This window comes from Methanoculleus sp. UBA413, assembly GCF_002502935.1.
In the GTDB taxonomy this organism is placed as follows: Archaea; Halobacteriota; Methanomicrobia; order Methanomicrobiales; family Methanoculleaceae; genus Methanoculleus; species Methanoculleus bourgensis.
Window position 1 is genome coordinate 8,650 of sequence record NZ_DAQR01000134.1, and the last position, 7,251, is coordinate 15,900.

General features: G+C 61.5%; 6 protein-coding genes and 1 pseudogene. 2 read left to right on the forward strand and 5 right to left on the reverse strand.

Translation table 11 applies throughout. From position 1 onward, the window contains the following. On the forward strand, positions 1-203 hold a 203-nt coding region (locus BP858_RS11485; RefSeq protein WP_286879536.1), incomplete at its 5' end, for a hypothetical protein. Between the two features lie 8 nt (positions 204-211). Here the strand turns inward: BP858_RS11485 and BP858_RS12385 are convergent. From BP858_RS12385 to BP858_RS11505, 5 genes and pseudogenes are all read right to left on the reverse strand, one after another. Next, positions 212-580, reverse strand: a pseudogene (locus BP858_RS12385) (transposase); the annotation flags it as partial. A 1,351-nt stretch (positions 581-1,931) separates the two neighbouring features. After that, on the reverse strand, positions 1,932-3,704 hold the full coding sequence (locus tag BP858_RS11490) for a formylmethanofuran dehydrogenase subunit B (protein ID WP_082864883.1): 1,773 nt from the start codon (positions 3,702-3,704) through the stop codon (positions 1,932-1,934). A gap of 251 nt (positions 3,705-3,955) precedes the next feature. Next, positions 3,956-4,393 (reverse strand): hemerythrin domain-containing protein, encoded by a 438-nt coding sequence (locus BP858_RS11495; protein WP_062266393.1) that lies wholly within the window; start codon positions 4,391-4,393, stop codon positions 3,956-3,958. A gap of 100 nt (positions 4,394-4,493) precedes the next feature. Continuing rightward, positions 4,494-4,946, reverse strand: coding sequence for a hemerythrin domain-containing protein (locus BP858_RS11500; RefSeq protein ID WP_062262026.1), 453 nt, complete (start codon positions 4,944-4,946; stop codon positions 4,494-4,496). A gap of 198 nt (positions 4,947-5,144) precedes the next feature. Beyond that, positions 5,145-5,594: a hemerythrin domain-containing protein gene (locus tag BP858_RS11505; protein ID WP_214166901.1), complete on the reverse strand. Its 450-nt coding sequence runs from the start codon at positions 5,592-5,594 to the stop codon at positions 5,145-5,147. A 163-nt stretch (positions 5,595-5,757) separates the two neighbouring features. Here BP858_RS11505 and BP858_RS11510 point away from each other — a divergent pair, with 163 nt between their 5' ends. Beyond that, positions 5,758-7,062, forward strand: coding sequence for an APC family permease (locus BP858_RS11510; protein WP_286879537.1), 1,305 nt, complete (start codon positions 5,758-5,760; stop codon positions 7,060-7,062). Positions 7,063-7,251 lie beyond the last annotated feature (189 nt).

Consider the following 7,251-nt stretch of genomic DNA (forward strand, 5'->3'; position numbering starts at 1 on the left):
TCGACCAGAGCACTCAGTTTGTTTCCGTTTACCTTTTTATAGCCATCATAGCCGGTCGATCCCTCTTTTTTGCCGAGATTGCCTTGGTATCCGTCGCACAGTCCGAGAGATCGATCTTTCGGATCGCATACCCGGATCGGAGCAGGTCGAGGAAGATCGCCTGGTACACTCCCTTCTCGCATAATTCAAGGTGGTACCGATGAACCGTCGATTTGGTACCGTATTTTGCTGGAACATCGTGCCAGGTGCAGCCGGTGGTCAGGACGTACAGAATGCCGTTGAACAGACGGCGCGGGTCACATCGGGGTCGGCCGATGTGCGGCTTCGTTGGTGGGAGGTACTTCTGGACAATTGCCCAGGAGCACATCCCAAAAGTCCCCGGCGATCGAAGATCACGGGGGGGTCGGAGCATGCTCACGCACGGGAACGACGGTTTGCCGCATACGAGATGCGGAATCGAAACACGGCCTATGCCCGGGTCTCTCGCCCTGGGGGAGGGACCGGGAGGGGGCCCGCCCCTCCCGGCAGAAGAGTTTTGGGATAACCTCCAGAGATCATCGTCAAGTTCCCGGAAGGCCATGACCCGGAGGTTTATCTGAAAGGTCTTATAATTTTAGGACAACCTCCCGGAGAAGAGCCGGTCACACAGGCGTCACCGGTTTCGGTTGCAGGGGTTCTTGCAGGTCTCGGTGCGGTGATCTTGCTGAAGGGAAGGAGATAACGTCTTTTTCTGAGGCGGTGAGTGAGCAGTCTGGCCGGCTGCTACCGGGTGCAGGTCTTCCGGGTATTTGCTGGAGTTGAGCGGAAGACGGGACGCCCTCAGTCAACCCGGCGTAGCCAGGGGATGACAGGACTCCCCCTCCTCCCGTCGCGGGCATCCGTGGACATATCACCGCCGCATCTTCACCCCTGGGCGAGTGTGGTGAGGCATTTCACCTTATTATGTGGGTTCTGGTACAGATCCAACCTCACGAGGAATCACGTGAGAGAGCGCGAAGCCTTGCCACTCGTGTAGCCCCTCCCTCCTGTCACCACCCTTCCGCGTGCGGCTGGCGATCACCACACACCAGATCCGCAAAATAAGTTGAAGTCCAACAGCAGGAGGAACCGTCATCACGCGGCACCCCGCCGGGGCGTCCGGCACGACAGCCCCGGTGCGACTCCGTTCTATCCCGGGGTCGCGGATGCCTTCGAGGTTTTACTTCGATGCACCGCCGTGCAGTGGCACCATACTTCCAGTTAAACTACAGACATTTAACTTTAACTATTTTTTAAGCATTTCAAATTAATCTGCCCCGCGGGACGATCCCCAGGCACGCGACAACCGGGGTCGATCGCTCGTCTCCACCTGGTCCCGGGCCGGTGCCCTTCAAACCCCTACTCCCCACACGGAAACCCCCTTCCCTGAGGAGAAGTCACAGAAGGGGTGCCGGGTGCGGTTCATCGCGCCCTGGCCAAACTCGGAGTGGGCTGCGGGGGAATCACTTCCGGCAACCCGCCGGGAGCGAGCGTCACGAAGAATAGTAAACGGTAGGGGGCGGGTTCGGGAGGTCGTTCCCGCCCCGGTCTCTGGTATGGCACCTTTCCGGGACAAGCCGGGATGGCAGTCGTCCGGTGCGTTTCCTTTCCTTTTCTGGACCACGGGTGCCCCGAGGTTTTACGTTGATGAAAGAGAGGGTTTCAGGATTTGATTGCGACCTGCATCGACACGATGATGATTAGGAGACACCAGAGGTGTACCTTCGCTCATCGCTTCAGTCCTGTTGAATCTATGATGTCACCACATGGCAGTGACACCATACTATCCATGTACGTTACATTCACTTAACTTTATCGATTTGTTGACCAGATATAGTTTACTCGGGGGTGAAGCACCCCGGTGATCTTCTCCAGTGCCCATGTCCCGGCTCATACCACCTTGTGCTTGCGCACTACACAGCCCGTGGTACGCCCGCAGTCCACCGCGGAGATCGCATCTCAGGGTGGCCTGCAGCGCGGGACCGCGCCCCTTCCCGTATGAGATGCAGTATCCGCGACAGCACCTCCTCGTCGGTCGGCAGGCCCGAATCGAGGACCCTGCGCAGCCGGATCGGGATGGAGTCCATCCGGTAGCCCGTCCCCTCACAATCGATCCCCACGCATGCGACCGGGATATGGACGTCCGCAAAGGCGGTGCTGAGCGAGACGAAGGGATCGATGACGATCGTGGGGATCGTCGCGAGGTGCTCGTTGCACCTCCTCGGTAGGTGCGCCCCGGGATCGGCGCCGATGATGAGACAGGCATCGACCTCCCCCCGACCGAGCAGGTCGACCGCCGTGGTCTCACCCGGGTTGTAATACGGTGTCCCGCGTGCGAAATCGACGCCGTACGGGTACCCGGTGAGGTAGGAGAATGTCTGGTTGGTGCCGTTGACATTCCAGTGCCCACGCATGGGCGTCAGGGTGAACTTCGTATGCCGGTTGAGTTCATCGACGAGCTCAATGGCGTTACGCACGTTCTTGTACCTGCCGGGAGACTGCGTCAGCCCTATCCCGGTGAAGAGCGCCCCGAACCGTGCATTCCTGCAGAGGTCGGCGAGCCATATCAACCTCTCCCGGGGGATGCCCGCGATCTCGGGGGGGAGGATATCCGCGCGGCCCCTGAGGATCGCCCGCAGGGCCGAAAAGGCGGCATAATCGCCGCCGGGCTTGATCCGGATGAACTCATCGGCGATCTTTGCGGTATCGGTCTTCCTGATATCCACGACGACGAGCGTCCGGTCCAGGTGCCCGTTATCCTGGTACCGACCGTTGACGAACGTCGTATACCGCGAGAGATGGCGGGGGTGCGACTCTATCGGGTTCGAGCCCCAGTAGATCACGACGTCGGCCCGGTTCTTCACCACACCAAGCGAGCACCCCGGGTGCCCCGCCTCCTGGATGCCCATGAGCGAGGGACCATGGCAGATCGAGGAGCAGTTATCGATGACGCCCCGGACCTCTTCGGCGATATGGATGCCGGTACACTGTGCTTCTGCGGAGGTGCCGCTCCACCCGAAGAGGAGCGGTCGCTCGGCGTCGGCGAGCACCTCTGCGGCATACCGGATCGCCTCTGGAAATCCGATCGGCGCCCACGATCCCCCGCTCCTCGATATTGGGAAATTAAGGCGGCTCCTTGAGAGGAACTTCTCTGAGCCCAGCGCACAGGCGTTATCGACCGACGTGACGATGCCGCCCTCGACCCGCACGACAAGGTCGTCGCAGAGGCACCCGCAGAGGGGGCAGGTTACATCTCGGACTGTGACGCTGCCGACCTCATCTCCGCCGGGTTCCGTCACCGGAGGGCATGCGGCGCCGCCCTGCTCTGCGAGGATCTCCCAGCCCGACCGCGGCAGGGCATCGGTCCGTGCCAGCGACCCCTCGAGCCACTTGTAGTCGGGGGCGCCGGTTCCATGTGTGTCCGCATGCAGGATAGCGTTTGCATGCGGCCCGCAGGGGATGAAGACGGTTCCGGGTACGAGGTCTTCGGACGGTGTTGCAGAAAAGACCTCTTCCCCCGCAACGGTCGAGAGGAGGACGGAATCTCCTTCCTCTGCGCCGAGCTCCAGGAGATCGAAGGGGTGGATGAAACAGCGACCTGTTTCGCGGGAATATGCAGGTGTATCCTTGTAGTAGAGTTCCCTGCCCTGGGCGATCGTCCTTCCGCTCGTGATAAGAACCCTCATCAATGGGTATTCTGGCTCTGGCGATGATAAGGATTTCGGATATTAGTTTACAACGACCCGTTGTCAAATATTTCTCATATATTTTGGGGCTGTGCCGCCGAGACCCTCTGAGAGCGCTCGTGCCGGTTCGGCCGTTGCCCGGATTCGGCCCCCCTCCTATCCCAAAGAGTAAAGGATCCCTCTCCCGTGAGGAGAAGTTCGGGTCCGGCCGGTCCTGCACGCATCCCCCCGTGATCACGCGGCGTCGGCGGTTACATCACCGCAAACTGTGCCGCTTTCTGCTTCTCCATCCCAAACCCCTCGCTGAGCTCAAAGAGTTCGCTCCTGCTGAGGTAGTGCTCTGCGCGGGAGAAGATCACCTCCTCCTCTGCAGCGAAGTGGGCCTTGACGATATCCGTCAGGCCGGCGAGCGCCGGCATCCACGCCTCATCCCTGAGCGGGATCGCCTCAAAGCGGGCAAGCATGTCACGTATATCGCTATGCTCGCTGATCGATTGCCTGATCTCCTCCGGGGCCACACCCCGGAGCCGTGCGTATAGTGTAGCCTCCTCCGCGTACATGTGCCCCGGCAGTTCGCGGCGGAGCGTGATGCACCGGACATCCCGCGTCTCGGGGTTGTCCGCGAGCTCGTCGAGGAGACTCCTGATAAAGTCGTGGTCTGCCCTGATCAACTCAAGAATCTGTGCCATACACCCGGCCTCCATCCGGCTGTCCAATGGCAGGTGTCGCACTTAACCGTTTCGTACTCAGGCCAAAAACAGGGGTGCCGGTGCCTGTGCACCCGCGCTCTCAGCGTGCCGCAACCGGCATCGCGCTTCTCTTCGCTTCCTCATACCGGCTGCCGAGGCTTGAGAGTTCGTCGCTGCTCATCTTCTGCTGCATCCGCGGAAAGATCTCGTCCTCCTCCTCGCTGATGTGGTGGTCCACATTCTCCTGGATGACCTTCAGTTTCGCCACCCAGCTATCCTCCTCTGATGAGGATGCGCTGTCGAGCTGGCCAAGCAGCGTCTTGACCGCACCATGCTCCTCGATGGACTCGAGAACCATGTCCCGCATCTCTGCCTCCTCCTTGAGCCTCGGATACAGAGCCTGCTCTTCCCCGATGAGGTGCGGCATGAGGTTTTCCTTCAGGGACTCATATTTCTGCTCCCGGCCACTGATGCCCTTGCTTGCGAGTTCCGAGAGCATTGAGAGCACCATCTCGTGCTCCTGTTTCAGGATATCAATAACGTTCTGCGCCATCTCATCACTTCCCCCACTCAAACGCAGGGGACCACCTGACGCGGTACCGGCATATATGTGTTACGCCTAAAACCCGGGAAACCCCGCAAGGTCTCTTCCCGGACTGAACCGGCGAAGCCAGCGTGCTGATTGCGGGATACCGGTTCTTCCCGATCCCTCCCTGCAGTGAACCGTGAATGGCCATTCGCGCCCGTGAGATCATCTGAGTGGCCGCAGATGGGCCTTCCCCTTCGCCTCCTCGAAACGGTCGCCGATGTGCAGGAGTTCGGCATTGTCCAGTCTCTCCCTGGCCGCTGCGAAGACCGCCTTCTCCTCCCGGTCGACATGACTCCTCATCGCCTCACGGAGGTCAGGCATCATGCGGACCCAGCCGCCTTCGTCGGCCGGGGGGATGCTGTTCAACCGGTCGATGAGCGCCCGGATGGCCGTATGCTCCTCCCGGGCCGCCGCCACGAGGTCGTGCAGCCCCCGCTCCCCGAGCCTCGGGTAGAAGACCCGCTCCTCACCGGCCATGTGCGGCAGGAGGTTGTTCTTCATCAAATTGAACTTCTCCGCCCGGTCGCTGATGCCCCTCCGCTGTAACTCGTCCAGCTGGCTAAGCACCTTCACATGTTCCCGCCGTAGAAGGTCCAGAATGTTCTGCCCCATAGGGAGACCACAGGCGCGGGTATTTGATAAAAATGTATTGTGTGCCGACAGATTGTCCTCTCTCCAGCATGGGGATGTCCACCATCCCGGCCGGATGACCGGGCTCATTGGACATCCCGCATGGCCGGATACCCATAAATGGTGCAGGTACCCAGGGATACATATGCCGGAAGAAGAACCGGGCCCCGGAACGCACCTCCGCCGCGACCTCGGGCCCGTCGCGGTCACCCTCTCCGGGATCGGGATCATCCTCGGGGCCGGGATCTACGCCCTGCTCGGGGAGGCGGCAGGCATGGCCGGCAACGCCGTCTGGCTGGCGTTCGCCATCGCCGCCGTCATTGCCGGCCTGAGCGCCCTGAGTTACGCCGAGCTCTCCTCGATGTACCCCCGTGCGAGCGCCGAGTACGAATACGTATCAAGCGCGTTCGGGAGGAGGCTTGCGTTCGTCGTCGGGTGGCTGATCATCTTCTCCGGCATCCTCGGCGCCGCAACCGTCGCGCTCGGGTTTGCCGGCTACTTCTCGGACCTCGCCGGTTTCCCGCTCCTCCCCTCCGCGGTCCTGATCATCCTCCTCCTAACCGGGATCCTTCTTTCCGGCATCAAGGAGACCGCTCGGGTCGCGATCGTCATGACGCTTGTCGAGGCAGGGGGCATCATCATGGTCATCCTGATCGGTCTCCCCTACATCGGGCAGGTGGATTACCTCGCTATGCCGCAGGGAGTCCCGGGTCTCCTGCAGGCATCAGCGCTCGTCTTCTTTGCCTACATGGGGTTTGAGGAGATCGTCAAACTCTCGGAGGAGACCAGAAACCCGGAGCGGACCATCCCGCTCGCCCTGATGATCGCGCTTGCCGTCACTATCATCCTCTATATCCTTGTATCCCTCTCCGCCGTCTCGGTCGTCGGCTGGGAGCAACTTGCCGCCTCCCGGGCACCCTTCGCCGACGTCGCATCCGTCGCGCTCGGCCCTGCGGCGTTCACTGTCATCTCCGTCATCGCCCTCTTCGCCACCGCGAACACCGCCCTCCTGATGATGCTCGCATCCTCCCGGATCACCTATGGCATGGCGTCCGACCTCTCGCTCCCGCCGGTCCTCGCCCGGGTGCATCCCCGGACGCGGACACCCTGGGCGGCCATCATCGCTGTTGCAGCCGCATCTGTGGTGTTCCTCTTTGCCGGCAGGATCGGCTTCGTCGCAAACGTCACCAACTTCACGCTCTTTGTGACATTCTTCGTCGTCAACGCATCCGTGATCCTGTTGCGCTACCGTGAACCGGACAGAGCCCGGCCCTTCCGGGTCCCCGGGAGGATCGGGTCGCTCCCCCTCATCCCGGTCATCGGCATGATCTCAAGCCTCTTCCTCCTCGCCCAGCTGGACTTCCTGGTGCTTCTGGTCGGGGGCCTCCTGGCCGCCGTCGGTGTCGGGCTCTCGCTCATGGGGGAGTGGCGGCCACGCGGGGCGTCGTGATGGCGGGAGACCGCCTGCTGCCCCCACCCCCCGGGTGATGCCCACCACGGTCCACTGTCCGGGGCGAGCCCGGGGGCCTCGCGCCCTGCCCCATGAACGCTCCACACCCCTTCCGTGATCTTCCGCGTGATCCATGCCAGAACCCGCAAAATAAGATGCCCTGGAGCACTACTGTATCATTTCATCTAA

What these genes read in the sequence shown, in the direction of transcription:
- BP858_RS11510 (WP_286879537.1), top strand. Translation starts at nt 5,758, where the DNA reads ATGCCGGAAGAAGAACCGGGCCCCGGAACGCACCTCCGCCGCGACCTC.
- BP858_RS11500 (WP_062262026.1), bottom strand. Translation starts at nt 4,946, where the DNA reads ATGGCGCAGAACGTTATTGATATCCTGAAACAGGAGCACGAGATGGTG.
- BP858_RS11495 (WP_062266393.1), bottom strand. Translation starts at nt 4,393, where the DNA reads ATGGCACAGATTCTTGAGTTGATCAGGGCAGACCACGACTTTATCAGG.
- BP858_RS11490 (WP_082864883.1), bottom strand. Translation starts at nt 3,704, where the DNA reads ATGAGGGTTCTTATCACGAGCGGAAGGACGATCGCCCAGGGCAGGGAA.
- BP858_RS11505 (WP_214166901.1), bottom strand. Translation starts at nt 5,594, where the DNA reads ATGGGGCAGAACATTCTGGACCTTCTACGGCGGGAACATGTGAAGGTG.